This window comes from Paraburkholderia sp. RAU6.4a (genome assembly GCF_050435625.1).
Classification (GTDB): domain Bacteria; phylum Pseudomonadota; class Gammaproteobacteria; order Burkholderiales; family Burkholderiaceae; genus Paraburkholderia; species Paraburkholderia tuberum.
Genome location: NZ_JBNDKQ010000001.1, coordinates 827,417 through 853,511, shown reverse-complemented (window position 1 = coordinate 853,511; position 26,095 = coordinate 827,417). Strand labels below are relative to the sequence as shown.

Sequence of the window (26,095 nt, the reverse complement as noted above, 5' to 3'; positions counted from 1 at the left end):
GGATAGCGCCTATGCGAGCCAGAACGCGCTGATCCACAGCAAGGCACCCAGGGCGCGCGACTTCACCAATCAGCGCACCCGCCGTGCGGGCGGCGAAGTCGACGAGGTGCAGCGCGGCAAGAACCGCAACAAGTCGAAGATTCCCGCCCGGGTGGAACATGTCTTCGCGGTCGTGAAGCGACTGTGGGGATTTACCAAGGTTCGCTATCGCGGGCTGGCAAAGAACGCTAATCGGGCGTTCGTCGCGCTCGCGCTGGCGAACGTCTATCTTTCGCGTAGGCAACTGATGGCATCGGTACGCCCATAGTGGGCGAACGGCGGGCAAAGTGGCCGCCAGCAGGCCCGGGAGGGCCGAAAAGCATGCGCTCAAGCTCGACTTCATGACTTGACGACGTTCAAATTGCTGACGCGTCGCCGATTTCGCGGCTTGTTCAGCGTAGCCTTAAGCATTCCCTCTTCGCTTCCCGCCTTACGCGCGACATTTTGGCGCGCTCGGGTGACGCGGCCTGTGGCGCAACGGCCCTCGAATGGAGCCTTGTCGTTGAGAGTTGTAAAGCGGATGAGGCACTACGCGGGCAGACGAATGAAAGCTCTCCGCAATAGACTGTACTTCCCAATCCTGATCTTTGCGACGGCAATGCCGCACCAATCCATGCCCCCATTCTTTGATCGCTGTGTGCGTCTCGTTGTCGGCGCAACGCTCTCTGTTTCACTTGCCGCCTGCCACCATGAAGAGCCGTGGAAGCTCACGGACGTCCAGGGGCATTTTCCCGATCTGGATTTCGAACTGACCTCCGACGCCGGCAAGCAGATTAGCCAGGCGAACCTGGCAGGTGATGTCACACTCGTCTACTTCGGCTACACGCATTGCCCGGACGTATGCCCGGAGACGCTGGCCAAACTGGCCCAAGTGACGCATCAACTGGGCGGCGCCGCACAGCATGTGAAGGTCCTGTTCGTGAGTGTCGACCCGGCGCGGGACACGCCCGCAGTGATGCATGCGTATGTCGATGCGTTTGACGCAAAGCACGACGTCGGCCTGACCGGTTCCGACAGCGCGATCAAGGCGCTCGCGCAACGCTATCGCGTCGCGTACCAGGCTGACAAGCCCCGCGCGAACGGTGGATACGAGGTAACCCATAGCTCGGCGATCTACATATTCGATGCGAAAGGGCACGCACGCCTGATCGGTGCGGACGACGATCCGGTCGACGCATTTGTGCACGATCTGCGTCAATTGGCCGACGAGACCTGACGACAGGCGCCCGCGACGGTGCTGAAGAGGCCGCGAACGAGCTCGCGCACCCACGGTGTTTTCAACAGATAGAGTCGGACGTAGTCGGAGATTCCGGCCAGATTCGCCCGGAGGAGCGCTTGTTGTCGCCGCCCGAAGTTCCACGCATACCACTGCGTTCAGCTGGTCAATAACCGGCTACGACCAGAATCCCTATGCACGCTCAACGCAAGGTTTCCTGGCATACAAGTGTGTGGCGCCGGTAGCATCGTGGATCACGCCACCGCTTGAGCAGGCTGGACCTCGACCGTGACATGGGACAACCCCTTAAAGCGCTGGAGCACCGCATGATGCCATCTTCGAAGATGGAAACGGCAAACACACCGGACGGAGCGAAGATCTTCTGCGCCTCGTCTTCGTAACCATGCCCGTGATGGTCGCCGAGCAGCCACGCGCTCGGCAGGTTGACCAACAGGCCTACCACCGCGATGGGAATCGCTTCGCCGAAATGAATCGATACTGGCGGCAGAAAGCGCGACACAGCCTCGTACCCAATCAGCACTGCGATCATGGCAAGTACGATGGCACTCGTGAAGCCCGCGAGATCGCCAAGCTTGCCAGTACCGAAAACGAAGCGGGGGTCGGCAGCATGCTTACGCGCGTATGTGTACGCGAGGGCTGCAATCAGCATTGCTCCAGCGTGCGTCGACATGTGCAGACCGTCTGCAACAAGCGCCAGTGAGCCGAACATATTGCCGCCGATGATTTCAATCAGCGTCATCGCGCTGCACAGCGCAATGACCGCCCAGGTCCTGCGCTCGTTCTGCTCGTGAGCCGCGCCCAGAAAGATGTGGTCGTGTCCTGCGCCGAACGCCGAGTCTTTGAAATCACTCATGTGCTGCTCTACTTGAAATAGCTGTGAACGACTTCGATGAGCTGGTCAGTCGCGCTGCCGGCCGGCTCTTTGTGGATTTCGGCATCGACGAGATGCGTGCGGATATGCTCCTCGAGCACTACCGCCAGCAGGCCATTCATCGCGCCGCGACAACTGGTTATCTGCTGCAGGACATCGATGCATCCACGCTCTTCCTCAAGCGCCCGCTCGATGGCTTCCACTTGCCCCTTGATGCGGCGGACCCGGTTGAGAAGCTTCTGTTTCTCACGAATGGTGTGGCTCATGAATGACCTCCGATATACCGCAGGAGAAGCAGGCATACGTTTTCCTGACGTGATCGGCTGCTTCTGGCCGGACACAGCATCGTGTGATAAGAATATGCGCCGCGTGCTTCAGATGCTGCGAGCGACGCTACGCGAACCCGTCGCGGCCGTTCGACCTGGCTCCGATCGAAAGGCTACCTTGAAGGTGGAGCCGCCATCGCTCGGTTGCGGATAGCTAATCGCCCAATTCGACCCTTCGTACATAGCCTATTCGTCGCGCCTGGGTCCCGGCCACGATGATGTGTCGAGAACCATCGGTCGACTTCGATATCCCGATGGCCCTTGGCAGGAGACGGGCAACCGTGGTATTTCCGTGCATGCGGCGGTGCGTCATCTATTGGCGACGTGACTCTTTGGAATGCAAAAATGCAGGCATCCGAGTTGACCGACGACCAGGTCGCGGAACCGGTAGAGATGTTCCGGCAGATCGGCGATCCGACCCGCCTGAAAATAATTGCAGCATGCCTTCGCGTGCCGATGTGCGTTTCCTACATCGCGGCCAAATATGGCTTGGCGCAAACGCTCGTCAGCCATCACCTGCGGCTTTTGCGAGCAGCCCGGGTGCTGCGCGCCGATCGGTGCGGAAAACAGATTTTCTGTGTAGCAACTGACGAGCACGTAAAGCTTGTCATCAGCGACATGGCTGAACACGAGTGTGAGCATCCGCCGTCCGAATTTGATGAGTCACCGAAGGAGGAATGACGCGTTTTGCGGCTGACCTGCAAGGCAAGCCCCGATGTTTTCCGGCTATCGAACCCACCGCGCCGGTTAATTAAAGCACAGACGCGTTTACTTCATCGGGGGGTATGGCATCATCTAGACGGAAACAAAGGGCGTTGACTTCGGCGTGCGCAAGGAGGATCGCTTTAACATCTGGCCGGATTAACCCTTGCCCATTGGGGGCACGCCGCGAAGCCCACGTCATGCGTTCACTATCACGTGAGTCGAGGAGCACTGCTATGAGCACCTGCAACGAACCGCATCATGCCCATCATGACCATCAGCATGGTCCGAACTGCGGACACACTGCGATCAGGCATGGCGATCACACTGACTATCTGCACGATGGTCACCTGCACCATCCCCATGGCGATCACGTGGACGAACACCGGCTGGAGGTGAGCGCAAAAAATCCGGATCAATGTACTTCCAACTGCGGCGGTCATGAGTCGGGACATGTCCACGGGCCGGCATGCGGCCACGAAGCGGTACCGCATGGCGATCACGTCGACTACCTGGTCAACGGCCACCTGCACCATCCGCACGGCGATCATTGCGACGACCACGGCCCGGTTGAGCTCGCCTGAGTGCCCGGCGCCAGGCAGGCGAAGTACCTCAATACGATTGAGTATGCCTGGTGCCAGGTTACTGCCAGGGTGGACACACCTTACTGCGTCCACTCAGGGAACGGGTCGGTAAATTTGTGCCACTCGACTTCATCACGGGCCAGTTCGTCCTCGCTTAGCAGGCAGGCATCAAAGGACGCGCGCAAGGCTGCCTCGTCCATTCCGGTGCCGATCAGGACCAGCTCCTGTTGACGATCCCCGAAAACGCTCATGCCAGCGGCTTCGGATGATAGCCTGTGCTTCGGGCTCCTGCGGCCAGGCGTGCCTGGGCACGGCCGCCCACCAGGTTCCGGCGCGTCCGTGACGCGAGACCGCGCCGGCTTGCGACCATTCGCCGACCGCATGGTTGCGCGAGGCCAGCCAGAAGTACCCCTTCGAGCGCACGACGCCCGGCCATTCGCACTGAATCCAGTCGAAGAAACGCTGCGGATGAAACGGACGGCGCGCGCGGTAGACGAAGCTGATGATGCCATATTGTTCGCTTTCGGGAATGTGTTCGCCGCGCATCTCCTTGAGCCACCCAGGCGCTTGCGCAGCGGCTTCGAAGTCGAACAGGCCGGTATCGAGAACCTGCCCGATCGGCACCTGGCCAAAGCGGCTTTCGACGATCTTCGCGCGGGCGTTCAGCACCCGCAGCACGCCTTTGAGCAACTCCAACTCGCTTGCGCTCACAAGGTCCGTCTTGTTCAGCACGATCACGTCGCAGAACTCGATCTGCTCGGTCAGCAGATCGACCACGGTGCGGCGGTCTTCCCCGCCCATCGTTTCGCCGCGATCCGCCAGGAAGTCGTGGGAACCGTAGTCGCGCACAAAGTTATAGGCGTCGACGACCGTCACCATCGTGTCCAGGCGAGAGATATCCGAGAGGCTGTGACCTTGTTCGTCGCGAAACGTGAAGGTTTCCGCCACCGGCAAGGGCTCGGATATGCCCGTGGATTCGATCAGCAGATAGTCGAAGCGGTTCTCCCGCGCGAGCCGCTGGATCTCGATCAGCAGGTCCTCGCGCAATGTGCAGCAAATGCAACCGTTGCTCATTTCGACGAGCTTTTCGTCGATGTGCGAGAGCTGGCTGCCGCCGTCACGAATCAGCTGAGCGTCGATGTTGACTTCCGACATATCGTTCACGATTACGGCCACCCGCTTGCCTTCGCGGTTATTCAGGACGTGGTTCAGGAGCGAGGTCTTGCCCGCGCCGAGAAAGCCGGACAGTACGGTGACGGGGAGTTTGTGCATGGGAAAAGTGGAGCCTCAAACGTGGTGAAGAAGGTCGCATGAATCGACACGGCCAGCCTGCTGGCCGAGGCGGGTGCGCGGCAAGCAGGCGCGATCCTTCGTGTCAGTTCTGCAGGACTTCGCCAACCATACAGTTGTCGAGGCCCGCCTTGAAAAGATCATGTGGCAACTGTTTGCCGATGAAAACAATCCGGGTTTCGCGCGTTTCATTCGCGCCCCAGGACTTACCGATATCCGCGCCAAAAATCATATGTACGCCCTGGAACACTGCGCGACGGTCGTCACCCGCCAGGTTCAGCACACCCTTGTAGCGCAGCATCGCGGCACCATAGATCGCAACCGTGGCGCTGAAGAACGCCTCGAGCTTGTCCCGATCCAGAGGCGCAGTAGTGCGGTAGACGAAGGACGTCACATCGTCGTCATGCTCGTGCGAAACGTCTTCAAGGAAATCGGGCTCGATGTCGACAATGGCATCCAGACTGAAGCTGCGGATGTCGAGCAGTTGCTTCAGGTCCGTCTCGCCAAAATGTGCCGGCCTGATCGTCGCGCGCGGGTTCATCTGCCGCAACCGGCGCATCAGTTGCTGCGCCTGCTCTTCGCCAACGAGGTCCACCTTGGATACGAGGATACGGTCCGCGAATCCGACCTGCTCCTGCGCTTCGTGATGTTCGTCGAGCTGCTCGCCGCCATGCCGTGCGTCGACAACCGTCACGATGGCGTCGAGCAGGTATTTCTCCTGCACGACATCGTCAACAAAGAACGTTTGCGCGACGGGCGCCGGATCGGCAAGTCCCGTTGTCTCGATGATGACCCGCTCGAACGCGAGTTCTCCTGTCTCCCGTCGCGCGGCGAGCGTCGAAAGAATGCGCACCAGGTCGCCACGCACCGTACAACAGATACAGCCATTGTTCATTTCGACAATCTGCTCGTTACCGTCCTGCACCAGCAATTCGTTGTCGATGCCCGCTTCGCCGAACTCGTTTTCGATGACCGCAACGCGTCCGCCGTGATGCTCGGTCAGGATGCGGTTGAGCAAGGTCGTTTTTCCGGCGCCGAGGAAGCCGGTCAGGATGGTCGTCGGGATACGCTGGAAGCCGGTTGCATCTTGCATTGCATTCTCCTGTGAGCGGCACGCGCTCAAGCATGTTCGCCCGTCGAGGTGCCCAGGCGCTGAGCAAATGGTTACGGTCGAGATGCCCCCATGCGGTGACAGCCCGCTTCGCTGATGCCACGCTCCGGGACGGCCAGTCTGTCTGCTGGGAACGCTGGACACCGCATGTGTTATGTTATAACGTATCTAATCCTATCGGATTGTTATTTTTCGTGCCAGGAACGCCAATGAGAAAAATCGCCGCCAGGCTTTGCAACTCCGTTCAGCACCGCGCATCCTGGAGTTCAGGACAGCCAGACCGGTTTGTTTGGCGCGCCGCACTAAAGCCCATCGGTAGCCTTGCGGCTGCATTGGTACTGCTTGCCGCGCATCAGGGAAGCGCCATGGCGGCATCAGCAGCGGCTGGCGTAATCAACGCCATCGGTGTCGAAAACGAGTACGCCGACGTCATCGCCCAGATCGGCGGCAAGTACGTTCAGGTGAGCGCGATCGAAACGGATCCCAATACGGATCCACACACGTTCGAGGTCAACCCGAAGGTGGCAGCGCAGCTTGCTTCCGCCGATCTGATCGTCAAGAACGGCGTGGGATACGACGCCTGGGCCGACAAGATCATCGCAGCCGCGCCCAACAACAAACGCAAGGTCATTGACGCCCAACACCTGCTTGGCCTGCCCGACAGCACGCCGAACCCGCATCTCTGGTACGACCCGAAAACCATGCCGGCGGTTGCGAAGGCAGTGGCAGCGGACCTTTCCGCATTGAACCCCGCGCAGGCAGCCTACTTTCAAGCCAACGTGAAGAAGTTCGACGCATCACTCAAGCCCTGGCTGGCTGCAATTGCATCGTTCAAGGCGCACTACGCGAAAACGCCTGTCGCGGTGACGGAGCCGGTCGCCAACTACATGCTCGAAGCGGTCAGCACCAATATCGCCACACCCTTCAGCCTGCAGGCGGCGATCATGAACGGCACCGATCCCTCTCCGCAGGACGTGACGAAACAGAACAGCCTGTTCACGGACCACAAGGTCAAGGTGTTCGTCTACAACCAGCAAGTCACGGATGCGCTCACACAGTCGTTCCTCAATCTGGCCAGGAAAAATGGTATTCCGGTGGTCGGCGTCTACGAGACCATGCCAACCCCCGGCTTTACTTACCAGTCGTGGATGCTGGCGGAAGTCAATGCGCTGGAAAAGGCAGTGACTTCCAAAGTGTCCACCGAAACCTTGCAGGCTGTGCAGTGAGCGGCATGTGCCCTGGCAACGAGGTCCTTGCGGTCGACCGGGTGAGCGTCTCTTTCCCGGGGCACAGCGTGCTACATGAGGTGAGTTTCAGTCTGGAAGCGGGAGAGTTCTGCGGCCTTATCGGTTCGAACGGTTCGGGCAAGACCACGCTGCTGCGTACGATCCTCGGCTTCCAGGTAGCGAGTGCAGGTAGCATCAGGATCAATGGTGCGCGCAGCCTGACCTCGGTGGGTTACGTCCCGCAGAAGATCGCGCTCGACCCCTACCTCCCGATGCGTGCGCGGGATCTGGTGTCGCTCGGCCTCGAGGGCCACAGGCTCGGCTTGCCGTTACCGTCGAAAAAACGCCGCGAGGCGGTCGACGGGATGCTCAAAGTCGTGGATGCGGAGCCTTTCGCGGACCAGCGCATCGGGGAACTGTCCGGAGGCCAGCAGCAGCGGGTACTGATCGCACACGCTCTGGTTCGCCGTCCGCGGCTGCTGTTGCTGGACGAACCTCTGGCCAACCTCGACATGCGCAGCGTCGCCGAAATTGTCGCGCTGTTGCGCCGCCTGAGCCTCGAGCACGGGCTTGCGGTCCTGCTTTCGGCGCATGACATGAATCCCTTGCTGCCGGTGATGGACCGGATCGTCTACCTCGCCAATGGCCACGCAGCGAGCGGGGCGACGGACGAAGTGGTGCGTACCGAGGTCCTGAGCAGACTGTACGGCTATCACATCGATGTCGTCCGCGTGCACGGCCGCGTGCTGGTGATTGCCGCCGGCACCGAGGCCGAAATGCTTGCCGCCGTTCGGCGAGACCCCGCCCACATTGTGCAGGTTCCCTGATTCAAGATGGATTCCCTGCTCACCCTCATCTTTGAACCGGGCTTCTTTAGCAGCGAACCGGTGCATACCGCGATGGTAGTCGGCGGCGGCGCCGCAGTCGTGTCCGGCGTAATTGGCGTATTCACCGTCATGAGGAGCCAGTCCTTCGCCGGCCACGCGCTGGCCGATGTGAGCAGCGCGGGCGGTGCTGCGTCGTTCCTGCTCGGCATCAACCCGTTGCTGGGATTTCTCATCATGGCGGTCATGGCAGCGGGCGGCATCGAACTGGTGCGGGTGCGCCGCGCCCGTGAGCGCGATCTTGTGACCGGCGTCGTGCTGGGCGCGGGGCTTGGCCTTGCCGCGCTGTTTCTTTACCTCGACGTGACATCGAAAAGCACGACTGGAGCGGCGATCACCGTCATGTTCGGGTCAATGTTCGCCATTCCGGCATCGATCATTCCGCTCGCACTGGCGGTGGGCACGGGGGCGTTGATTGCCGCGGGCGTGCTTTATCGTCCCTTGCTGCTCAGCTCCGTTGACCCAGAGCTGGCTGCGGTCATGGGCGTGCGGGTCCGGACGGTCGGACTCCTGCACCTGCTGGTATTGGCGCTGGCCGTTTCCCTATCAGCTATTACGGTCGGCGCCATCCTGTCGACCGCACTCCTGATAGGTCCGGCGGCGATCGCCTTGAGGGCGGCAAAGCGGCCAGGCTGGGCCACGGGTCTGTCCGCGTTAATCGGCCTGGGCACGACCTGGGGTGGCATCCTCCTCGCGTACGACAGCTACTACTGGACCCCCGGGCACGGCTGGCCAGTGAGCTTCTTCGTGGTGACGCTTATCTTCGCCCTGTATGTCATCACAGGTCGCGCCGGACCTGCACGGAAGCCCCCAACGGGCGCGCGGATCGCCCTGAACGCCCGTGAACCGGGTGAGGCCTGACCATGTTCTCCAGCTTCATGACCAACACGTGGATCGTGGCGAGCATCGTGGCAGCGGTCGCCGGATTCATCGGTTTCTTCGTGGTGATTCGAGGCGCCTCGTTCGCCGCGCACGCCTTGCCGCTCGGCACCTTTCCGGGTGCTGCAGCGGCAAGCCTGCTCGGTATCAATCCGCTCTTCGGCCTGATCGTCTTCGCTGGTCTCGGCGTGATCGGAATCAGTTGGCTGAGCCGGCGCGGAAGACACGAAGTCGCAACCGCCCTGTGCCTCGTCACGCTGCTAGGCTTCGGGGCGCTGTTCCTGAGCATGACGAGCGAGTATTCACAAGCGGTCTATGCCCTTCTCTTCGGCGAAGTACTAGGCGTGAGCAACACCGATCTCGCGCCGGTTGCCGCGATCAGCGGGTTCTCGATTGCGGTTGCGGTTGTGCTCTTCCGGCCACTCCTGCTCAGTTCGGTATCGCCCGATCTGGCGAAGGCGAGAGGCGTATCGAGCCGCGCGATGGAACTTGCGTTCATGAGCATCCTGGCGCTTGCGACGGCAATGGCGCTCCCGGTAGTGGGCGCGCTGCTAGTGTTCAGCCTGATGATTGGACCCGCGGCTGCGGCCCGCTCGCTGACTGACCGGCCGATTCTTGCGATATGGGTGTCGGTTGGAATTTCGCTCGTCACGGTGTGGACATCGATCGCCCTCTCCTATGTCTCCAACTGGCCAGTCGGTTTCTTCGTTGGCATGCTTGGGGCCGCCTGTTACGGAGTGGGGCAGGTGTGGACCCGGGCACGAGCCTTCGGGCGCCACCACGATGAACGGCCGGCCTCGGAGGCACCAGTCGGCTCACTGACGGGACCGCCAACCGGCGCGAAGCCGAGCGCATGAGACTTGGCCTCAATCGCGGCAAGCGACGTGCGGTCCTCGTCGAATGTGAGGGTCAGGCTTTCCTGGCCGTAGCTAACGTTGATGTCGGACACGACTGGCAGCCGCTTCATCGCGTTCTCGATCTTCAATGCACAAGACGCGCAGTCCGTGCCCCCGATGCGCAGTTTCAGCGGCAGAGAAGAGTTCACCGTTTCGACCTCGACACGTTTCATCACGGTGACTACGATAGACCCTGTAGCTACTACAAAGGTCAAGTTGCTTCGAGCAAACCGGTCGGCGAGCGCAAGCTGAATGGCCATCACACTACCTGGCGACGGCGTCCAGATAATGTCGGGCCGCACGCATGACGTGCCGCTCGGCGAGCAGCGCGGCAAGCGCCGCATCTCCAGACGGTTCAGTCGCGGTAAGGCGATTTTGGTGGACGATTGCGATGTGAGAAGGATTGCTCACATCGCCAGCGAGTAGAATTGCCGGGCGGCCGATGGCTTGAGTTTGCCGGAGTCTCTCATCTGCTCCTTGGCGATCATATGCATGAGTTCAATGCCACTCAACAAGATGCGGGCAGAACTGAAATCCTTGAATCCCAACATGGGTCGGGTACGTCGCTTGATCGCCCGATGGTCTTGTTCCACGATATTCTTGAGACACTTGGCCTGGCGGATCTTGATGGGCGTCTCACGCTCGGCGTTCACGGCGTGCAGCCCGGCCAGATTGGCACCGCTTTTGTCGATGGTTACGGTTTCGGGCGCGCCATTCTGATCGATGGCCTTCTCGAAGTACCGTCGGGCCGCTCCCTTGTCCCGCTTGGCTCGCAGCAGGAAATCAACCGTGTTGCCGGCCTTGTCGACGGCGCGGTAGAGATACTTCCATGTGCCTCGGACCTTCACATAGGTTTCGTCCATCCGCCAGCTCTTGCCGACCGGGCGCTTGCAGCGGCGGAATGCCTTTTCAAGCACTGGCAGAAGCTTGATGGCCCACCGATGCACGGTCGAATGATCGACCGCGATCCCGCGTTCGGCCATCATCTCCTCGAGATTGCGCAAGCTCAGCGGGTAGGCCACGTACCAACGCACGCACACCAACATTATCTCGAGCGGCATCCTGTTAGGTCCCGCAGCATACCAGCCTCCGCTATTGCAACAGAACCGGTGCAGCGGGGTCGCGGGTCTGATGTCAGTCTGCTGAGTGACCTGGACGGAGCGGTGTGCAATGGATCGCAGCAATAGCGCTGGCAAAATTTCGCGCTATTATTTCTGGATTGGGGGCCAGTAGAGGACAAACATGGATGCGTCTTCAGACAGTACCGATCGGCCATGGAGCGTGTCGCTGATTCAGACCAAGATGCTCCCGCCCCGTCTTCCGTCTGGCTGCGTGCAACGATCCGTGTTGCTTAAGTGGTTGCGTAAGCAGCCGGTTCGCAGCATCACCGTCGTGACCGCTCCGGCGGGGTTCGGCAAGACGACATTGCTTGCTGGTTGGTGTGAAGCGCTGTCGCAGCGAAAGCGTGTTGTTGCATGGCTCAGCCTCGACGCAGAAGACGATGATCCGCAGCAGTTCTGCGCTTACCTGGTGGCCGCATTCGCCAGGGCCTCGGCGGAAATTGCCTCGCAAGCGCAACAGATCCTTAATAACGATCCGCTGACTCCTATCAGAACGGTCATTTCACTACTCCTGAACGGGATCGCTGCATCCGGCAGGCGCGTTTTCCTCGTGCTGGATGACGCCGACCGTCTGACTGCGAAACCAGTTCTTGCGATTACTTCCCGTCTGCTTCGCTATGCCCCCGAGAACATGCATATCCTGCTCGGGGTGCGAGGTGAACCGGCCTTGATAGTTGGTCAGTTTCGAGCTCCAGAGGAACTAGTACGTATTGATGTCGACGATCTCCGTTTTTCGATCGCCGATGCGCAGGCATTTTTTGACCGGACAGGCACCGTGCCGCTTGACCGGACCAGTGTCGAGTTGCTGAACGAGGCAACGGAGGGGTGGGTCGCTGGCTTGCAACTTGCTGCTCTTGCGCTACGCGATGTGGGCGATGCGGCCAAGGTCGCCGGTGCGCTGGTCGGAGTCAGCTCCGGAATCGATTCGTACCTGAACGATACCGTGCTCGCACATCTGCCGCTCCATATGCTGAAGTTTCTGCTGTACACGTCGATTCTTGAACGACTCGCCCCTGAGTTGTGCGATGCCATCATGGGCAAGGGAAGTGGAAGCGGGGGCGAGCTCGACTGGCTCGAGCGGCACAGCGTGTTCATCCGGCCGCTGGATGAAACACGGCACTGGTACCGCTATCATGCGCTCCTGTCCGACGCACTTCGTCGGCGCCTTCTTCGCCAGATGCCGCAACACGTCCCGTTGCTGCACCGTCGTGCGTCCCAATGGTTTGCAGGAGCACGTCTTTGGCCCGAGGCAGTCAGACATGCCTTGGCTGCAGGCGAACTCGAGCAGGCGGCACAGTGGGTTGAAAACTGTGCGACGGAGATGCTCGAGCGCGGTGAGTTGAACACGTTGCTAGGATGGATCGGAAAACTGCCACCGGATGTCATCCAGAGACGGCTTCGTTTGCGCCTTACGGAAGCATGGGCGCTCGTGTTCTCGATTCAGCCGGACGCCGCCTCGAGGGAGGTTGCTGCTGTTACCAACGAATTCTTTCGGGGGCGTCGCAAGGATACCCGCATGGTAGAGGAAGCGGCATTGGCGGAGATCAACGCGGTCAGCGCACTGATCGCCACTATGGCAGAGGACAGCGAGCGGGCACTCGAACTGGGCCATGCTGCTCAAACCTCAGTGGCGCCTACGGCGCCTTGGGTGCAGCGCTGCGCGCAATACGCGCAGCTCTTCGGCTTGATGCACAGGGGCAGGTTCGACCAGATACGTGAAATACGCGACGCCGTCGGCGAGCGAGTTGAACAGGGTCAGGAGCCCGACTACTCGGATATGTTTCGACGCTCGTCGTTCGGTGTTGCTGCATTTGTGCATGGCGAGCTGTCTGAATCAAGGCGAATTTTTGAGGCGATGTTCCACCGCATCGAAAAAGCATGGGGCCACTCGTCATCCTGCGCAACCTGGGCGGCCAGTTGCCTTGCTGCGATCTACTATGAGTGCAACGAACTGCCTGAAGCGCGGAGGATGATCGCGGGCCGCACGACCGCTGCACTGGAAACCTCGCCGCTAACTGGTTTGATGCGCCATATACTGTCTGCAGCACGCTTGCTGTGGCGCGACGGGGAGATGGGTTCGGCGCTGGCTATTCTCGAAGACGGTCGACAGGCCGCCGTAACCCGACACTGGCTACGTCTGAAGTTGGCGCTGGATGCCGAAACGGTAAGATTGCTCCTTGTAGAAGGCAACGTTGCTCAAGCGAGGCAGATCGCCGACGAACTGAGCAAGAGCGTGCCAATGATGTGCGAAGGGCTGACTGGGTGCGCGGTAGACACCTGGACAAGCTATTGTCTCCTGCAGGCTCGCGTACTGATCGCCGGGGATCGTGCAGATGAAGCCGTCACGCTTCTCACACCTTTGCTTGATACTCTGGCTGCTACGGGCAGGCGCTATTCGGAGGCTGTGGTTTCCTTGCTGTTCTCATGCGCGCTCGCGCAATGTGGAGCGTCCGAAAAGGCGCTTGGTGCGCTCGAACGAGCGCTACGGCTCGGAAGGCAGAGCGGCATGATTAACAGCTTCGTTGATGAGGGGCCACCCGTGCGCGCGTTGCTACAGCAATTTCGCTTGGCTTCAGCGAATGTTTCCACGGCAGAAACGGCGTATGTCGACAGGCTGCTTACAGCTTTTGATGCCTTCGGCAACTCACCGGCTGCGTCGCCCGCGCATGTTGAGGCCGTGCCGCTGTCACCGGATGCTCTTAGTGTGAGGGAGTTTGAGGTACTCGAGTGCGTTGCCCGCGGTCTTTCGAACAAGGAAATCGGCCGGTCGTTGAAACTGGCACCCGAGACGGTCAAGTGGCATTTGAAAAATATCTTCGAAAAGCTCGACGTAAATTCGCGAATTGACGCCGTACAGAGAGTTTTTGGACTTGGGGTCGGAGAGGGCCGCGCGGCCATGTAGTGACGAGCCATATGCAATAGCCCTCACCAGATTCGGCGCGGACATCCCCAGATCGCCTGGACTTTTTTCTCGGAATCACAAGCGCAGCCGCTTCCGCCAGCGCCTTCTCCTTGCGCTGCAATTCCTTCTCAAGCTGCTGGATGCGCTTCTTGTCATCGACGCGGAATCGACAATCCCGGACAAGTAGCGTCCAGGAGTCTGCGTGTTACTTCTTGAATGTGCCGAGCAGTTCGGTGTGCGCCACGACATGGCCTTGCATCGCCTTTTCCAACGCCGCCTTTGTGGGCTTGTGAAGATCGGGCAGCACGGTGTCGAGCGCGTAGAGCTTATGGAAATACCGATGACGGCCAGTGGGCGGGCATGGGCCGCCATACGTGGTGCGATGGAAGTCGTTGGTGCCTTCAAGTGTGCCTGCCGGAAGCGCGCCCGCAGTGACGCCCTCCTGAACACCAGGAGCCGTCTTCGGGATGTTGTAAAGCACCCAGTGGACCCATGTCATCCGTGGCGCGGCCGGGTCGGGCGCGTCGGGGTCGTCGACGATCAGCACGAGGCTTTTCGCGTTGGCGGGTACCCCGGACCACGAGAGCGGCGGGGAGACGTCCGCGCCCGTGCAGGTGTAGCGCCGAGGAATCTCGCTTCCTTCGTGGAAAGCTTGTGAGGTGAGGGTGAAGGCCATGGTGCGCTCCTCGGCGTCAGCCCGCGCCGCCAGCTAGTGCTTGCGATGCATCCAGCTCATATGATGTGTATCGAGCCACTGACTCAGGCTCTCTCCCGGGTGATCGTGCCTGTAGCGCCTGGACAAGGCCGATGCAACGACAACGAGAACCACAAGGCCAACCCAAAAACTGATCATTGATTGAGCCATGGCAGCCTCCTTGGGGAATGCGACTATCCCTAAATTGTAGTCATTGGCGGCCGAACTGGCTCAACTCGAGAAGGCGGCTTACAGCCCGAACGGCTACGTCGACGATCCTCCCAATCTCCAGCGTGCCGAAACCCGTTTTTGCGTGATCGCCACCGCATCTGTTGCAGTGCGGCACTTCCCAATCGACCCAATATGCGGGACGACCCTGGATTGCCCCGCCGCTGCGCTGCCCCTACCATCAACTCCCCGCGCCATTGCAGCGAGCGCGCCATCGGCAGGCGACGTCAAAAGCGAGCGGCTCAGCCAACACAATCCATACAGCACCTACTCAAGCTATCAGGAGGCAAGCATGCTCAGCGCCCATGAATTTGCGACATTGATGCTGGTCAGGGACTCGGCTGACCACATTGCCGAGCGGGAAGAACTCGATACGCTGCTTGAACGTCAGCTCGTCACCATGGAGAGGCTTGCCGGCGGGGCAGTGCGACCTCGCGTGACGCAGGACGGCGATTCGCTCCTTCGTAACCTCGCGCGCATACACTGAGAAGTCGAAACCTGCCGCGTGTCGGCTGGGACTCGAGCGAGCAGCTAGCCTCAACCGACGAACCGCGAAGTACCGACGAGCCCTCGGATCGTCGACTTCCTCGTAGTCGCCGGGGTGGAATGCCAAATTCTGCATGGAAAGTACGATTACCCCTTGAAGGGCGTCTCGAAGACATGAAGGCTGAAGGCTGTGTCTGGAGACCGCGCCAGATAGTTGCGCCAAAGCCCCGGAAAGGCACTCTCTAGCTGACGAAGGGCAGCTTCTCGTCGCGCGCAGTCGCGAGCATCGACAGCGTGATCTTTCGCACCTCGAGCTTGCTTTGCGTAATGTGAGCGCGCAGCAGGATGGCAGCCTCGCCAAACTTGCCGCGATCGATGAGATGGAGCATCGCCGAATGCTCGTCGTACGTCGCGCTCGTGCGATGCGCCTTGAGAAAATCGAGCCGCCGCACGATGCGGATGCGCTCGGTCACTTCGTTGTGCACGCGCAGCATCTCATTGTTGCCGGCAGCACTCACGAGGCCGCGGTGAAAGCCCTCGTCGAGCACGAACATCGTGGCCGGACGGCTTTCGCGTTCCCGTTCGTCAACGCACCATACGGCTCGCAACGCATCCATCGCATCGTGTGACGCTCCCGAGAGCCGCTCGAGCGCCGCCAGTTCGAGAACGATGCGCAAGTCATACAACTGGTCGAGTTGATTGAAGTCGATATCGCAGACTTTCCAGCCGCGCCGGAACCCCACCTCAAGATAGCCTTCGCGCGCGAGACGGAACAGCGCATCGCGCATCGGCGTGCGCGACACGCCGTGGTGTTGGGCAATGTCGTTTTCGGAAAAGCGGTCGCCGGGAAACAGTCGAAAACTGAAGATGTCCTGCTTGATGAGCTGATACACCTGCTCGGCAAGGGGGTTTGCGCTATAGGTCACCTTCGTGCCAGATGCTGCGGGGGCTTCGGCGGCGGCTTCGGTCAAGTCGTCCATGAGTCAGGTATCGATAACGTCGAGAGTGGTGCGGCGCGTCGGTGCAATGGTGGGCGACGGGGGCCAACTCCCTATTATCCGCCCTTAAACGGGCTCGATGAGGCTCACGTGCGCCGCCACGATCGTCCAGCCGCCGAACATATCGTTCGCCCCATGCAGCCGCGCCCAGGTCTGCATCTGGCGGCCCGTCAAAGGCGTGGTGTCGCTCGTGAACTCAGTGCTCACCGTCGCGTAGTCGCCGCCAAACGTCGTCACCACGGTGCGGTGCAACCGCCGCGAGCGGGGCATCGGCACGCAGGTTTCCCGCCAGCGGAGGATCGCGTCGCCACCATGCTGGATTTCGGCGATGCCATAGCGCACCGTTTCGGGTGCGTCCCAGAACAGGGCGTTCATCGTCTCGACGTCGTTGTCGACGAGCGCTCGCTCGTAAGCCTCGAAAGCTGCCGCGACCTGCGCGACGATCTCGGGCCGGTTCACTTCCATCGTCATCCGTCTGCCCCCAGCAGGGCGTCGAGTGGAGCGGTCCAGCCGACGATGCCGCCCTGCGAATGAATCATTGCAATCGTCGCTTCGCGAAACGCCGGTATGTAGCTTGCCGTCGCGTCCTCGACCAGCAGACACTCGTAGCCCCGATCGTTGGCCTCGCGCATCGAAGTCTGCACGCAGACCTCGGTCGTCACGCCCGCGAACACGAGATGCGTGATGCCTCGTATCGACAGTTCCTCGCCGAGCTGCGTCGCGTAGAAAGCGCCTTTGCCGGGCTTGTCGATGACGAGTTCTCCGTCGATCGGCGCGAGCGTGTCGATGATCGCGTTGCCGGGCTCGCCGCGCACGAGGATGCGGCCCATCGGTCCTGCGTCGCCAATGCGCGCATCTGGCGTGCCGCGCATGCGTTTGGCCGGGGGGCAGTCGGAGAGGTCGGGTGTATGCGATTCGCGGGTGTGCACGACCTGCCATCCCGCCAAGCGCGCATGCGCGAGCAGCCGCGCGACGGTCGGCACGATGCCTGAAAGCAGCGATACGTCGTTGCCGAGCGCCTCGCCAAAGCCACCCGGCTCGATGAAGTCGCGCTGCATGTCGATCACGATGAGCGCCGTATGACGCGCGTCGAACGTGAACGGCGCGGGCTTTGCGCTGGCGATGGTTGTCATCGCGACATTTCTCCGTTTGCGTTGTGTATCGTTCGCGCGCCGCTCAGGCGCTTGCGTGCAGCTCGGCCGGCTCAGCCGTCTGCGGCCTGCCTTCGTCGCCATGGCCCGCCATGTGACGCCCAAGCACCACTCGATCCGCCTCGTTTGCTGCAGTCTCGTAGACGAGACGTCCCTCGGCCATCACCACGATCCGGTCGGCAAGCTCCAGCAGTTCGTCGAGATCTTCGCTGACGAGCAGCACGGCCGCACCGGCATCGCGCGCCGCGAGAATGCGGGCGTGGATGTCCGCGACGGAGGCAAAGTCGAGTCCGAACACAGGATTCGCGACGATCAGCACGTTCACTGCGTGCCCAAGCTCGCGAGCCAGCACGGCGCGCTGTACGTTGCCGCCCGACAGCGAGCCGATGGCGCGCTCGGGCAGTGGAGGCCGCACGTCGAATTCGGCGATCAGCCGCTCGGCGCGCGAGCGCATGGCGCGACGATCGAGCCACCATCCGCCGCGCCGCAGCGGCGCGCGGTCGAAATCCCGCAGCGCCATATTCTCGGCCACGCTCATGCCTGCCACGCAAGCATTGCGCAGCGGCTCCTCGGGAAGGGCGAACACGCGCATGCGTGTCATCTCTTCGCGCGTCGCGGCATAGGGCGAACCTTCCACGGCCATCGCGCCCGACTGGGCCTTGCGCTGCCCGACGAGCGCTTCGATCAGTTCCTTCTGACCGTTGCCGGAGACGCCCGCAAGCCCGAGGATCTCGCCCGCGCGCACGCTCAGCGACGCCTCGCGCACGGCAGCGTGCCCACGCTCGTCGACGACCGAAAGGCTCGATAGCGAGAGCCGCACCGGAGCGTCGGGCGAGTTCGGCCGGCGCGCAAGCCTGAACTCATCGGTGTCTTCAGCGGCGCCCTCACGCGTTTGCGCGCTTGCGTCGCTGCCCATCATCCAGGCGGCCAGCCGGTCGCGGTCGGTGTCGGCCACCGCGCAGGTGCCGACGAAGCGGCCCTTGCGCAATACCGTGACGTTGTCCGAATAGGCCATTACCTCGCGGAACTTGTGAGTGATCATCAGCACCGTGAGGTCGCCGCGCGAGGCAAGCGTGCGCATGAGGCCGAGCACTTCGTCGGCTTCCTGCGGGGTGAGCACGGAGGTGGGCTCGTCGAGAATCAGGAAGCGCTGCTCCAGATACAACTGCTTGAGAATTTCCAGCTTCTGCTTTTCTCCCGCCGCGAGTGACGAGACCGGCGCATCGAGTTCGAGGCGAAACGGCATGCGGCGCATGAAGGCGTCGAGCGCGTTGCGCTCGGCCGCCCAGTCGATCTTCCATGACAGGTTGCCGCGCGCAAGGAGCAGGTTCTCCTCGACGCTGAGCCCCGCCGCGAGTGTGAAATGCTGATAGACCATGCCGATGCCGAGCGCTTGCGCATCGCGCGGGGATGCGATGCGCACCTCGCTTCCATCGGCCACAATCGTGCCGTGATCGAGCGGGCCGTAGCCCACGAGCCCCTTCACGAGCGTGCTCTTGCCTGCTCCATTTTCGCCGAGCAGCGCGTGAACCGTCCCGGGCGCAACCCTGATCGAAACGTCATCGAGTGCGCGGAACGTCCCGAACGACTTGCTCGCGCCGATCACCTCGACGCCGAGCGCGCGTGTCGCGGTGATCATGGTCACTGCTCCAGGGCAGCGACGAGCGCCGCCGAACTGGACACCGTGCCGAACACGCCGCCCTGCATCAGGACCATGTTCAGCGCAGCGTCATGGTTGCCCTTATCGGTCGCGCCGCAGCAGTCCGCGAGCAACGTGCATTCGAAGCCGCGGTCGTTTGCTTCGCGCATCGTCGTGTGGACGCACACATCCGTCGTGATGCCCGTGAGCACGAGATTCGCAATGCCGCGCGTGCGTAGGATCAGTTCGAGGTCCGTCGCGCAGAATGAGCCTTTGCCAGGCTTGTCGATGATGATTTCGCCCGGCAGCGGGGCGAGTTCGTCGATGATTTCCCAGCCCGGCTCGCCGCGCACGAGTATCCGGCCGCACGGTCCCATGTCACCGATGCCAAGACCGTTCGTGCCCGCCTGGCGGCTGCGCCAGCGCTTGTTCGCCGGCAGATCGGACAGATCCGGCCGATGCCCTTCACGGGTGTGGATGATCGTGAAGCCGAGTTCGCGCATCGGCCCCAAAACGCGCTTGATCGGCTCGATCGGGGCGCGCGTGAGCGAGAGGTCGTAACCCATCTTGTCGACGTAGCCGCCGTAACCACAGAAGTCGGTCTGCATGTCGATGATGACGAGCGCCGTGTTGTCGGGGCACAGGTTCCCGTCGTAGGGCCAGGAATAGGGACGGGCTTCGATGGTACGGGTCATGTTGATTCTCCGGTCGCGCGCTACGCGAGCGCGGGCGATTCTGGATTCGGTCGGTCGGTCGGTCGGTCGGTCGGTCGGTCGGTCGGAAGCTGTCCGCGCTCAGCGCGTCAGGCTCAGCTCGCCGGGTGCGCCCGTCAGCGTGCGGTCCGGCCTGCAGTTGATGATCATGAGCGCGAGCGTCAGCACGTAAGGGGCGGCGTTGAAGAGGTAATAGCCGCTGGTCACGCCGATTGCCTGCAGGGCGGGGCCAAGCGCTCCGGCAGCGCCAAACAGCAGCGCGGCCCAAAGACAGCGCAGCGGCTGCCAGCGTGCGAAGATCACGAGGGCGACGGCCATCAGGCCTTGCCCGCTCGACAGTCCCTCGTTCCAGCTGCCGGGATAGACGAGCGAGAGATAGGCACCGCCCACGCCCGCGAAGAAACCACCCACCGCCGTCGCGATGACGCGTATCCGCGTAACGGGATAGCCCATTGCACGCGCGCTCTCGGCGTTCTCGCCGACGAGCCGCAGCGTCATGCCCCAGCGCATCGAGCGCAGTCCCCACTGCAAAGCGACGGCAAGCACGACGCCAATCACGAAGAGCAGATTGATATGCAGCGCGTTGTGCACTTGCTGCGAGGCGGCCCACGCGCCGAGATCGATCGACGGGAGCATCGCAGCCTGCGGCTCGATGAACGGCTTGCCGAGATAGAACGCCAGGCCGGTGCCGAACAGCATGAGCGCGATGCCGAACGCGATATCGGAAACACGCGGCAGCGAGCAGACCAGCCCATGCAGGCAGCCGAGCACCAGACCGGCCGCCGCCGCCGCGAGCACGCCGATCCACGGCGAACCCGAGAGATACGAGCCCGCATAGCCGCACATTGCGCCGGAGACCAGGATGCCTTCGAGACCGAGATTCACGCGGCCGCCTTTCTCGGTGAGGCACTCGCCGAGGCTCACGAACAGATAGGGCGTACTCACGCGAATGGCCCCCGCAAAGAGCGAGATCAGCAGTACCGCAGCGGGCGAGTGAAGGTCAGACATGGCGGGTACGCTCCAGTGAAGCAGACGAGGTGTCGAGCGCGACGGCCTGAAGTTTCACGCGCCAGGCGGCAAGACGGGGAGCAAGTGCCTCCCAGGCCAACAGGTTCGCGAAAAGCAGCCCTTGCAGCACGAGCGTGGCGGCGTCGGGCAGCTCGAGGTGACGTTGCAGCAGACTGCCGCTCGCCTCGATGCCGCCGACCATCAGGGCGCACACGATCACGGCGAACGGATTCTGGCGTGCCGCGAACGCGACAAGGATGCCCGCATAGCCGTAGCCCGAGAGCAGCGACGCATTCGCGCTGCCTTGCACGGCCGCAACTTCGAACATTCCGGCAAGTCCCGCCGATGCGCCGCCTAGCGCGCAGGCGGTGAGCGCGAGCCCGCCCACGGGCAGGCCGACGAGGCGTGCCGTGTGCACGTTGCCACCCGTTACGCGCATGGCGAAGCCGAGCGTGCTTTGGCGCACGAGCACCCAGGCAGCGAGACACGCGAGTACGCCCCAGAAGAGGCCCCAGTGCACGTCGAGTCCCGGCAGCGAGCCGATGGTCATGGCGTCGGGGAGGGGCAGCGTCGACGGTTTGTTGAGACTGGCGGGATCGCGCAGCGGCCCTTCGACGAGAAACTTGAAGACGGCGATGGCGATATACGACATCAGCAGGCTGCTGATGGTCTCGTTGACACCACGCCATTGACGCATCGCGCCCACTGCGCTGATCCACAGGCCCCCCGCGAGCATGCCTGCAATCGCCATCAGCGGCGTCGCGACGATCCACGGCGTAGCCTGCGGCAGGCACTGCGGCACGACGGCGGCCGCGAGCCCGCCCAGCGCGAGCGCGCCTTCGCCGCCAATCACGATCAGGCCGACCTGGGCAGGCAGCGCGACGCACAGAGCCGTAAGCATGAGCGGTGCGGCGCGCAGCAAGGTGTTCTGCCATGCGAACGACGAGCCGAACGCACCTTCGCCAATGAGACCAAGGGCCTGGATGGCCGGCTGTCCCTGCACGAGCAGGAAGATGCCGAAGATCGCCAGAGTTGCCACGATTGCACATACTGTCGGCAACGCAGGCAACAGCGCGAGCAGCAGGCGCGCGAGACTTGCAGGCAGCCTTCGCGACGGCCCGTGAGCGGGAGAAAGGGATGCGGACATCACGACTCCTGGCGAGGACGCTTACGGTCGTCAGATCTGGCCAACCACACCGGCAACCAGATAATTCATGCTTTCGAGCGCGATATCGGTCTGTGCGTAGCTCGTGCCGGCCGCAATGGCGCTGCCGCCCTTGTTGTCCTTCATCGGTCCCTTGAAGATGACGTAGTCGCCCGCGACCATCTTCGCCTTCACGGTGTCGGCTTGCGTGCGGGCATCGGGTGTCACCTTCGCGCCATACGGAGACATCTTCACGAAGCCTTCGCGCAGACCGCCGCGGAGAATGTTCGGCTGCGGCTTGCCCGTCTGCGCGTTTGTGACGAGCAGCTTGTAGGGCGTCGCCCAGTCCCATTCGGCGCCCGTCAGATAGCCCTTCGGCGCCAGCGCCGCCTGGCTTGCGTGGTAACCGCAGCTCATCGCGCCGCGTTTCTCGGCTGTCTCGATCACGACCTTGGGTCCGTCCACGTGACACGTGAGCACGTCGCAGCCCTGATCGACGAGGCTGTTGGCGGCCTCCGCCTCCTTCACCGGCATCGACCAGTCGCCCGTGAAAATCACGTGCGTGGCGATCGACGGATCCACCGACTGCGCGCCCAGCGTGAATGAGTTGATGTTGCGCAGCACCTGCGGAATAGGCTTGGCCGCGACGAAGCCGAGCTTCTTCGTCTTGCTCGCATGGCCTGCCACGACGCCGTTCAGATACTGGCATTCGTCGATATAGCCGAAGTAGCTGGAGATGTTGGCCGGATTGCCGCTCTTCCAGAGACCGCCGCAGTGGGCGAAGCGAACCTTCGGATATTTGGCTGCCATTTTCAGCACATGGGGATCGAAGTAGCCGAACGAGGTCGCGAAAATGAGCGTCGCACCGTCCTGCTCGATCATCGCCTCCATGGTCTTTTGGGCGGCGACGGTCTCGGGCACGTTTTCTTCCTCGACGACCTTCACGTTCGGCAGCTTCTTGATGACAGCCGCAGCTTGCGCTTGTGCCTGGTTGTAGCCGTAATCGCCGCGCGAACCGACGTAGATGACGCCGACCGTAAGCGGCTCGGCACCGAAAGCGAGGTCGAATGGGAGCGCGCTGCCGAGGGCGAGGGCGCCAGCGCCCTTGAGAAAATCGCGACGGTTTGTCATGGTTGGACTCCTCGTGAGTTCAATGCATATATTCAGGATCGCCGATCGGATTGGGCTTGCGTTCCGGCCGCCGTTGCGAGCCATGCACGCCAGCCGCCGAATGCAGTGATGTCGTGTGCGCCGCTGCCTGGTGCGACCGCCGAGGGCTCGCTGATAAAGCCCTTGACGATGAGTCCATCGGCTGTCTGCACGCTGCCGATGCCGAGCGGCGCCGGCACGTGGGCAACGAATGCGCCGAAGCTGCGCAGCGGCACTTCCCAGAGTTCGATTTCGATGGGCTGGCCGGCCTCGTGCGGTGTACGCACCAGAGCGGGCTTGGCCGGCTTCGTACCGGCGAGCGCGTAAAGGCGGTAGTGCGAAGACGTGGTGGTGGTCTCGACGAAACGCGCACCAGCCTCGAGCAGTTGCCAGCAGAGGGGCTGCCCGCGCAGATGAGCGCCGACCACGGCGAGTGTCACCGTCGGCTCTTCGAAGGGCAGCGGTCGCGCGGCAATCCTGGCAGCGTCGTCGGGTGTAGCGTGCGCCATGAAGAGCGCCTGGATGCGTGCGCCGAGCACTGCCAGGCGCTGGTCGGCGCCCGCTGGGGCGATCAGCGTCAGGCCGGCTGGCAGGCCGTCCGCGCGGCGAATGCCCGGCACCGCCAGAGCGCACAGATCGAGCAGATTCACGAAGTTGGTATAGACGCCAAGCTGGCTGTTCGCCCCGATCGGGTCCGCACGTACTTCGTCGAAGGTTGGATGCGTGGGCGTGGTCGGCACGACGAGGACGTCGATCGCCTCGAACAGCGTTTCCACTTCGCGGCGCAGTGCGGCGAGTGCATACTGCCCGTCGAACGCATCGACAGCGCTGTAGCCGTCCGCTTTGGCAATCACCTCGGCGACAACCGGATCGATGTCGGCGCGATTCGTCTCGAAGAAGGAACCGAGCGCGGCACGGCGCTCCGCTACCCACGGGCCGTCGTAAAGCAGCGCGGCAGTTCGCTGCATGGGTTCGAACGGCACGCTTGTTGGCGAAAGCGCAAGGCGCGAAGCGATCGTGTCGAGCGTGGCGGCAAAGGCCTGATGCGCCTGAGCGTCATCCTGGAAGGTCAACTGATCCGGCACGGCGAGGCGCAGTGGTGCATGGGGCAGTCCGAGTGCCGGCACTCGGCGCGCATAGCTGTCGTCTCCATCGTACTTCGCCATCTGCAGCAGGACCTCCCAGGCGTCGCCCACGTCATGCGCGAAGATCGACACGCAGTCCAGGCTCCGGCACGCCGGTACCACGCCGCGCTTGCTTACGATGCCAGGCGTTGGCTTGAGACCCACGAGGTCGTTGAAGCCTGCCGGAACACGCCCCGAGCCAGCGGTATCCGTGCCGAGTGAGAACGCAACCAGCCCAGCCGCAACAACGACTGCCGAGCCGGAGCTTGATCCGCCGGAGATGTGCGCATCGGATTCGAACTGTCGCACGCCGCCATAGGGCGAGCGTGTGCCGACCAGGCCTGTGGCGAACTGGTCGAGATTCGTCTTGCCGATGAGGATGGCGCCGGCGTCGAGCAGACGATCGACGGCGAATGCCGAGGCTGCGGGCGTGTAGGCGAAGGCGTCGCAGGCTGCGGTGGTTGGCATGCCGGCGACGTCGATGTTGTCCTTCACCGCGAACGGTACGCCGAACAGCGGCATCCGCTCAAAGATCGCGGCGCCCAGGCGCGCGCGCGCTTATTCGAGCGCGGCAGCCCGGCTGCCGAGATCGGCGGCACTCACGCGCGATATCCAGACTTCGGGGCGACAGGAGGCTTCGATCCGGGCGAACACCGTGTCGACGATGTCGCGAGGCGTCGTGCTTTTGGTGGCGTAGGATTCGAGCAGCGCTCGAACCTTGAAGAAGGCGTCGGGAAGCATGAGTTCAATCTTGAATACAAGTTTGAGCTCATGCTCGCAGCAACTGTGCCAGGCAGGGAAGGTTGGCAGGAAGTCCTTGCCCGGCAACGATTTTTACATTGGCGTAGACGCTGGTACTTGTCTACCCGTGATCCAGTGTGGGTCGCGATTGGTTTGGGTTGGTGCACGTGTCCCGCTCATCGTGCACCAACCAGAGGGAAGGGCGCGAGCGGTGGTTCGCTCGGCTATCGCCCCATCGTTGGCACCCACCGGATCCTGACGCTCGCAGGACTGAGCGAGCGGGGTAGTTAAGGCACTCCTGGCCGAAGCGAGGAAGCCTGGCGAAGACCATTACCACCGGCTCGGAGAGGAACTGGACGAGCATGACGGCCCGCCGCCCCGCGAAGTTCACAAGTGGGTGTGTTTGGGCGGGCGATACGAAATCCATCTCGAAATAAGACCCGCATATGCCCAGCCCGTGCCACCATCTTCGTGCTCCGGGTTTGGGACACAAGGCAAGACCGCTGATCAACGGGCGTGACCAGCCGGTCACTTTCCAAAGCTGCACGATCGGGGCACAAAAAAGAAAACGCCCGTGTTATTCACACGGGCGTTTCCGTGGCCCCGCTACCGCGCCCCAATGAACGATTTCTCGTCCGCTTCTGCATCAGGGGCCGGCTTCCGCGCGGCTCTCTTCAAGTATAGGGCGCTTGGCGGGATATCCAAGTCGGCGAGACCAGCTTTTTGCACGGAACGTGCGCGGATGATTCAGACGTTTGAATACTCGCGCCGCCTCTGGACTCAACGCCGTCATTGAGCTTTCAGCCGTTCATGCGTTCGATACATGAAAGCGACAACCTTACTGCAAAGCCGGCTGGGTATTGCCGCTTGTTGGACATGTTAGCGCTTACATTAACGCGGAAAACAGCGACCGCGGCAACGAGACAATGACGTCATCAGGGAAACTCCCTAA

Annotated in this window: 24 protein-coding genes and 5 pseudogenes; 11 read left to right on the top strand and 18 right to left on the bottom strand. The window is 62.2% G+C overall.

Annotated elements, in window-relative coordinates; translation table 11 throughout:
* Nucleotides 1-121: 121 nt before the first annotated feature.
* Nucleotides 122-307 (top strand): annotated as a pseudogene (locus OKW40_RS03890) (transposase); the annotation flags it as partial.
* Between the two features lie 276 nt (nucleotides 308-583).
* A complete protein-coding gene (locus tag OKW40_RS03885; protein WP_429488294.1) occupies nucleotides 584-1,255 on the top strand; it encodes an SCO family protein in 672 nt (223 codons plus the stop codon).
* A gap of 328 nt (nucleotides 1,256-1,583) precedes the next feature.
* On the opposite strand, the pseudogene dmeF reads toward OKW40_RS03885, so the two are convergent.
* Nucleotides 1,584-2,129: pseudogene (gene dmeF / locus OKW40_RS03880) on the bottom strand (CDF family Co(II)/Ni(II) efflux transporter DmeF); the annotation flags it as partial.
* Nucleotides 2,130-2,137: 8 nt separating this feature from the next.
* On the bottom strand, nucleotides 2,138-2,413 hold the full coding sequence (locus OKW40_RS03875) for a metal/formaldehyde-sensitive transcriptional repressor (protein ID WP_429488292.1): 276 nt from the start codon (nucleotides 2,411-2,413) through the stop codon (nucleotides 2,138-2,140).
* A 405-nt stretch (nucleotides 2,414-2,818) separates the two neighbouring features.
* On the opposite strand from OKW40_RS03875, the gene OKW40_RS03870 reads away from it, so the two are divergent.
* Together OKW40_RS03870 and OKW40_RS03865 are read left to right on the top strand one after the other, a co-directional pair.
* On the top strand, nucleotides 2,819-3,154 hold the full coding sequence (locus OKW40_RS03870) for an ArsR/SmtB family transcription factor (protein ID WP_429488290.1): 336 nt from the start codon (nucleotides 2,819-2,821) through the stop codon (nucleotides 3,152-3,154).
* Nucleotides 3,155-3,411: 257 nt separating this feature from the next.
* A complete protein-coding gene (locus OKW40_RS03865; RefSeq protein ID WP_090811191.1) occupies nucleotides 3,412-3,759 on the top strand; it encodes a hypothetical protein in 348 nt (115 codons plus the stop codon).
* Between the two features lie 80 nt (nucleotides 3,760-3,839).
* Here the strand turns inward: OKW40_RS03865 and zigA are convergent.
* Together zigA and OKW40_RS03855 are read right to left on the bottom strand one after the other, a co-directional pair.
* Nucleotides 3,840-5,031, bottom strand: a pseudogene (zigA, locus tag OKW40_RS03860) (zinc metallochaperone GTPase ZigA).
* 103 nt (nucleotides 5,032-5,134) lie between these two features.
* Nucleotides 5,135-6,142, bottom strand: a complete 1,008-nt coding sequence (locus OKW40_RS03855) for a CobW family GTP-binding protein (RefSeq protein ID WP_187619925.1) — start codon at nucleotides 6,140-6,142, stop codon at nucleotides 5,135-5,137.
* Between the two features lie 227 nt (nucleotides 6,143-6,369).
* Here OKW40_RS03855 and OKW40_RS03850 point away from each other — a divergent pair, with 227 nt between their 5' ends.
* From OKW40_RS03850 to OKW40_RS03835, 4 genes are read left to right on the top strand one after another with little or no spacing between them, the layout of a single operon-like run.
* On the top strand, nucleotides 6,370-7,386 hold the full coding sequence (locus OKW40_RS03850) for a metal ABC transporter solute-binding protein, Zn/Mn family (protein WP_429488287.1): 1,017 nt from the start codon (nucleotides 6,370-6,372) through the stop codon (nucleotides 7,384-7,386).
* Nucleotides 7,387-7,391: 5 nt separating this feature from the next.
* Nucleotides 7,392-8,213, top strand: coding sequence for a metal ABC transporter ATP-binding protein (locus OKW40_RS03845; protein ID WP_187613992.1), 822 nt, complete (start codon nucleotides 7,392-7,394; stop codon nucleotides 8,211-8,213).
* A 6-nt stretch (nucleotides 8,214-8,219) separates the two neighbouring features.
* Nucleotides 8,220-9,131 (top strand): metal ABC transporter permease, encoded by a 912-nt coding sequence (locus OKW40_RS03840; RefSeq protein WP_429488286.1) that lies wholly within the window; start codon nucleotides 8,220-8,222, stop codon nucleotides 9,129-9,131.
* A gap of 2 nt (nucleotides 9,132-9,133) precedes the next feature.
* Nucleotides 9,134-10,006 (top strand): metal ABC transporter permease, encoded by an 873-nt coding sequence (locus OKW40_RS03835; RefSeq protein WP_429488284.1) that lies wholly within the window; start codon nucleotides 9,134-9,136, stop codon nucleotides 10,004-10,006.
* A gap of 44 nt (nucleotides 10,007-10,050) precedes the next feature.
* Here the strand turns inward: OKW40_RS03835 and OKW40_RS03830 are convergent.
* Nucleotides 10,051-10,116: pseudogene (locus tag OKW40_RS03830) on the bottom strand (hypothetical protein); the annotation flags it as partial.
* Nucleotides 10,117-10,297: 181 nt separating this feature from the next.
* Between OKW40_RS03830 and OKW40_RS03825 the strand changes: the two are divergent.
* Nucleotides 10,298-10,471, top strand: coding sequence for a hypothetical protein (locus tag OKW40_RS03825; protein WP_184058680.1), 174 nt, complete (start codon nucleotides 10,298-10,300; stop codon nucleotides 10,469-10,471).
* Here OKW40_RS03825 and OKW40_RS03820 read toward each other — a convergent pair.
* On the bottom strand, nucleotides 10,453-11,106 hold the full coding sequence (locus OKW40_RS03820; RefSeq protein ID WP_429488283.1) for an IS6 family transposase: 654 nt from the start codon (nucleotides 11,104-11,106) through the stop codon (nucleotides 10,453-10,455). The genes OKW40_RS03825 and OKW40_RS03820 overlap by 19 nt on opposite strands.
* Before the next feature lie 181 nt (nucleotides 11,107-11,287).
* Here OKW40_RS03820 and OKW40_RS03815 point away from each other — a divergent pair, with 181 nt between their 5' ends.
* Nucleotides 11,288-14,068, top strand: a complete 2,781-nt coding sequence (locus tag OKW40_RS03815) for a LuxR C-terminal-related transcriptional regulator (protein ID WP_429488282.1) — start codon at nucleotides 11,288-11,290, stop codon at nucleotides 14,066-14,068.
* Between the two features lie 55 nt (nucleotides 14,069-14,123).
* Here OKW40_RS03815 and OKW40_RS03810 read toward each other — a convergent pair.
* Nucleotides 14,124-14,222: pseudogene (locus tag OKW40_RS03810) on the bottom strand (transposase); the annotation flags it as partial.
* A 51-nt stretch (nucleotides 14,223-14,273) separates the two neighbouring features.
* Nucleotides 14,274-14,744, bottom strand: coding sequence for a YbhB/YbcL family Raf kinase inhibitor-like protein (locus OKW40_RS03805; protein WP_429488280.1), 471 nt, complete (start codon nucleotides 14,742-14,744; stop codon nucleotides 14,274-14,276).
* A 538-nt stretch (nucleotides 14,745-15,282) separates the two neighbouring features.
* On the opposite strand from OKW40_RS03805, the gene OKW40_RS03800 reads away from it, so the two are divergent.
* A complete protein-coding gene (locus OKW40_RS03800) occupies nucleotides 15,283-15,477 on the top strand; it encodes a hypothetical protein (protein ID WP_184054110.1) in 195 nt (64 codons plus the stop codon).
* Nucleotides 15,478-15,718: 241 nt separating this feature from the next.
* Here OKW40_RS03800 and OKW40_RS03795 read toward each other — a convergent pair whose 3' ends face one another.
* The 10 genes from OKW40_RS03795 to OKW40_RS03750 all read right to left on the bottom strand — a co-directional run bounded on the left by OKW40_RS03795 (nucleotide 15,719) and on the right by OKW40_RS03750 (nucleotide 25,230).
* Nucleotides 15,719-16,456 (bottom strand): GntR family transcriptional regulator, encoded by a 738-nt coding sequence (locus tag OKW40_RS03795; RefSeq protein WP_260321059.1) that lies wholly within the window; start codon nucleotides 16,454-16,456, stop codon nucleotides 15,719-15,721.
* An 84-nt stretch (nucleotides 16,457-16,540) separates the two neighbouring features.
* A complete protein-coding gene (gene hpxZ / locus OKW40_RS03790) occupies nucleotides 16,541-16,939 on the bottom strand; it encodes an oxalurate catabolism protein HpxZ (protein ID WP_429488482.1) in 399 nt (132 codons plus the stop codon).
* 2 nt (nucleotides 16,940-16,941) lie between these two features.
* Nucleotides 16,942-17,607, bottom strand: coding sequence for a cysteine hydrolase family protein (locus tag OKW40_RS03785; protein ID WP_429488277.1), 666 nt, complete (start codon nucleotides 17,605-17,607; stop codon nucleotides 16,942-16,944).
* Nucleotides 17,608-17,650: 43 nt separating this feature from the next.
* A complete protein-coding gene (locus OKW40_RS03780) occupies nucleotides 17,651-19,264 on the bottom strand; it encodes an ABC transporter ATP-binding protein (RefSeq protein WP_429488276.1) in 1,614 nt (537 codons plus the stop codon).
* Between the two features lie 2 nt (nucleotides 19,265-19,266).
* Nucleotides 19,267-19,959, bottom strand: coding sequence for a biuret amidohydrolase (gene biuH, locus OKW40_RS03775; protein ID WP_429488274.1), 693 nt, complete (start codon nucleotides 19,957-19,959; stop codon nucleotides 19,267-19,269).
* A 99-nt stretch (nucleotides 19,960-20,058) separates the two neighbouring features.
* The gene (locus OKW40_RS03770) at nucleotides 20,059-20,985 is read right to left on the bottom strand and encodes an ABC transporter permease (protein WP_429354453.1); all 927 of its coding nucleotides are present in this window, start codon (nucleotides 20,983-20,985) and stop codon (nucleotides 20,059-20,061) included.
* On the bottom strand, nucleotides 20,978-22,132 hold the full coding sequence (locus tag OKW40_RS03765; RefSeq protein ID WP_184054132.1) for an ABC transporter permease: 1,155 nt from the start codon (nucleotides 22,130-22,132) through the stop codon (nucleotides 20,978-20,980). Before OKW40_RS03765 ends, OKW40_RS03770 begins: the two co-directional genes overlap by 8 nt.
* Before the next feature lie 30 nt (nucleotides 22,133-22,162).
* Entirely contained in the window at nucleotides 22,163-23,260 is a 1,098-nt protein-coding gene (locus OKW40_RS03760) for a BMP family ABC transporter substrate-binding protein (protein WP_187630433.1), read from the bottom strand.
* 32 nt (nucleotides 23,261-23,292) lie between these two features.
* Nucleotides 23,293-24,924: an allophanate hydrolase gene (atzF, locus tag OKW40_RS03755; RefSeq protein WP_429488271.1), complete on the bottom strand. Its 1,632-nt coding sequence runs from the start codon at nucleotides 24,922-24,924 to the stop codon at nucleotides 23,293-23,295.
* Nucleotides 24,925-24,960: 36 nt separating this feature from the next.
* Complete coding sequence (locus tag OKW40_RS03750) at nucleotides 24,961-25,230, bottom strand: hypothetical protein (RefSeq protein WP_429488270.1); 270 nt, start codon at nucleotides 25,228-25,230, stop codon at nucleotides 24,961-24,963.
* Between the last annotated feature and the right edge of the window lie 865 nt (nucleotides 25,231-26,095).

Coding starts and splice junctions, on each gene's coding strand:
- OKW40_RS03885 (WP_429488294.1), top strand. CDS start 584: ATGAAAGCTCTCCGCAATAGACTGTACTTCCCAATCCTGATCTTTGCG.
- OKW40_RS03875 (WP_429488292.1), bottom strand. CDS start 2,413: ATGAGCCACACCATTCGTGAGAAACAGAAGCTTCTCAACCGGGTCCGC.
- OKW40_RS03870 (WP_429488290.1), top strand. CDS start 2,819: ATGCAGGCATCCGAGTTGACCGACGACCAGGTCGCGGAACCGGTAGAG.
- OKW40_RS03865 (WP_090811191.1), top strand. CDS start 3,412: ATGAGCACCTGCAACGAACCGCATCATGCCCATCATGACCATCAGCAT.
- OKW40_RS03855 (WP_187619925.1), bottom strand. CDS start 6,142: ATGCAAGATGCAACCGGCTTCCAGCGTATCCCGACGACCATCCTGACC.
- OKW40_RS03850 (WP_429488287.1), top strand. CDS start 6,370: ATGAGAAAAATCGCCGCCAGGCTTTGCAACTCCGTTCAGCACCGCGCA.
- OKW40_RS03845 (WP_187613992.1), top strand. CDS start 7,392: ATGTGCCCTGGCAACGAGGTCCTTGCGGTCGACCGGGTGAGCGTCTCT.
- OKW40_RS03840 (WP_429488286.1), top strand. CDS start 8,220: ATGGATTCCCTGCTCACCCTCATCTTTGAACCGGGCTTCTTTAGCAGC.
- OKW40_RS03835 (WP_429488284.1), top strand. CDS start 9,134: ATGTTCTCCAGCTTCATGACCAACACGTGGATCGTGGCGAGCATCGTG.
- OKW40_RS03825 (WP_184058680.1), top strand. CDS start 10,298: ATGGCCATCACACTACCTGGCGACGGCGTCCAGATAATGTCGGGCCGC.
- OKW40_RS03820 (WP_429488283.1), bottom strand. CDS start 11,106: ATGCCGCTCGAGATAATGTTGGTGTGCGTGCGTTGGTACGTGGCCTAC.
- OKW40_RS03815 (WP_429488282.1), top strand. CDS start 11,288: ATGGATGCGTCTTCAGACAGTACCGATCGGCCATGGAGCGTGTCGCTG.
- OKW40_RS03805 (WP_429488280.1), bottom strand. CDS start 14,744: ATGGCCTTCACCCTCACCTCACAAGCTTTCCACGAAGGAAGCGAGATT.
- OKW40_RS03800 (WP_184054110.1), top strand. CDS start 15,283: ATGCTCAGCGCCCATGAATTTGCGACATTGATGCTGGTCAGGGACTCG.
- OKW40_RS03795 (WP_260321059.1), bottom strand. CDS start 16,456: ATGGACGACTTGACCGAAGCCGCCGCCGAAGCCCCCGCAGCATCTGGC.
- hpxZ (WP_429488482.1), bottom strand. CDS start 16,939: ATGGAAGTGAACCGGCCCGAGATCGTCGCGCAGGTCGCGGCAGCTTTC.
- OKW40_RS03785 (WP_429488277.1), bottom strand. CDS start 17,607: ATGACAACCATCGCCAGCGCAAAGCCCGCGCCGTTCACGTTCGACGCG.
- OKW40_RS03780 (WP_429488276.1), bottom strand. CDS start 19,264: ATGATCACCGCGACACGCGCGCTCGGCGTCGAGGTGATCGGCGCGAGC.
- biuH (WP_429488274.1), bottom strand. CDS start 19,959: ATGACCCGTACCATCGAAGCCCGTCCCTATTCCTGGCCCTACGACGGG.
- OKW40_RS03770 (WP_429354453.1), bottom strand. CDS start 20,985: ATGTCTGACCTTCACTCGCCCGCTGCGGTACTGCTGATCTCGCTCTTT.
- OKW40_RS03765 (WP_184054132.1), bottom strand. CDS start 22,132: ATGTCCGCATCCCTTTCTCCCGCTCACGGGCCGTCGCGAAGGCTGCCT.
- OKW40_RS03760 (WP_187630433.1), bottom strand. CDS start 23,260: ATGACAAACCGTCGCGATTTTCTCAAGGGCGCTGGCGCCCTCGCCCTC.
- atzF (WP_429488271.1), bottom strand. CDS start 24,924: ATGCCGCTGTTCGGCGTACCGTTCGCGGTGAAGGACAACATCGACGTC.